The 1,632-nt window shown below is 61.8% G+C and carries 1 protein-coding gene; it reads right to left on the minus strand.

Features of this window, described 5'->3' with window-relative positions; genetic code table 11:
* The coding region (gene cysS, locus ABYB95_RS23130; RefSeq protein ID WP_372662590.1) for a cysteine--tRNA ligase at positions 1-1,231 on the minus strand (1,231 nt) is incomplete at its 3' end.
* Positions 1,232-1,632 lie beyond the last annotated feature (401 nt).

Consider the following 1,632-nt stretch of genomic DNA (forward strand, 5'->3'; position numbering starts at 1 on the left):
AAGGCGCGAACACGGTCTGCCGACCTTGCAGCCAGTCTTTAGGAACTTGCTGCAGCAACCCCAGGCAAGCGCCCAAGGCCTTGAGCAAATCCGCGCAGGCCTGCGACCGCGTTTTGTTCAATTCCCCCGCCAAGTCGAACAACACAGCCACGGCCTCCGGGGTACCAAAATCCTCGTCCATGGCCTGTTTGAAGCGCTGGGCGTGAGGCTGCTGCCAGTCGATCTCCAGCGGGGCGGCGGGCACCATATCCAAAGCGGTATACAGGCGCTTGAGCGACGCGCGGGCGTCGTCCAGATGCGCGTCGCTGTAGTTCAAGGCGCTGCGGTAGTGGGTGCGCACGATGAAGAAACGCACCGTCTCCGGGTCGTACTTGGCCAGCACTTCGCGGATGGTGAAAAAATTGCCCAGACTTTTGGACATTTTTTCGTTGTCCACCCGCACAAAGCCGTTGTGTATCCAGTAGTTCGCCAAGGGCTTGCCACTCGCACCTTCGGACTGGGCGATTTCGTTTTCGTGGTGCGGAAACTGCAAATCGGCGCCGCCGCCGTGGATGTCGAAGGTCTCGCCCAGGGTGGCGCAGCTCATGGCCGAACATTCGATGTGCCAGCCCGGGCGCCCCGGGCCATACGGGCTGTCCCACTTCGCGTCGACCGGCTCGTCCGGCTTGGCCGACTTCCAGAGCACAAAGTCCAGCGGGTCGTTCTTGTCACCGGCCACAGCCACCCGCTCGCCCGCCCGCAGGTCGTCCAGCGACTTGCCCGACAGCTTGCCGTAGCCGGGAAACTTGCGCACGGAGAAGTTCATGTCGCCGGTTTCGGCCTGGTAAGCCAGGCCCTTGGCCTGCAATTGGCCGATCAAAGCCAGCATTTGCGGCACGTAGGCGGTGGCGCGCGGTTCTTGGTCGGGTGGCTCGATGCCCAGCGCACCAATGTCCTGGTGCATGGCGGCGGTCATCTCGTCGGTCAGGGCCCGCAAAGTGATGCCACGCTCCAGCGCGCGTTTGATGATCTTGTCGTCGATGTCGGTGATGTTGCGCACATAGGTGACGCGGTAGCCGCTGACCTTGAGCCAGCGCTGCACCAGATCGAAGGCCATCATCATGCGGGCATGACCGATGTGGCACAGGTCGTAAATCGTCATGCCGCACACGTACATGCGGACCTCACCGGCACGCAAGGGCTTGAAATCCTCGGTCTGTCGCGACAAGGTGTTGTAAATGCGTAAAGTCATGTCAATGCATCCACCCACTGGGCGGGATAGTCCTTCGATGGGACGGAGATTCGGAAAGCTCGGAGGGCCACAAACCGGAGGTTGTGGGTCGGTGTCTGGTCCAGCGTTCGCGGCCAGTTCGTGGCCTTTTGCCCGGGTAGAAGACCGCCGTTGAAACAGGGCCCCCATGCCAACGACGCGGCCCCTGGCGTCAGCCATTTGACCGACACCCCTCAGATACAATGCTCCAGTATAGCCAGCCCGCTGCTGCGCCCAGGCGCGACATCGGGTCTTCCATTGACGTTTCATGGGCCTTGCAGCACCCGTTGCTCAGCCCGGTCCGTTCTTCAGAGGTCCTATGTCTTTTCCCGCGAATTTCCTGAGCACATCTGCTGGCCAAACCACCCCCCGCCTCACCCAGG

It is taken from the genome of Hydrogenophaga sp. (assembly GCF_041633695.1).
Taxonomy (GTDB): Bacteria; Pseudomonadota; Gammaproteobacteria; order Burkholderiales; family Burkholderiaceae_C; genus Hydrogenophaga.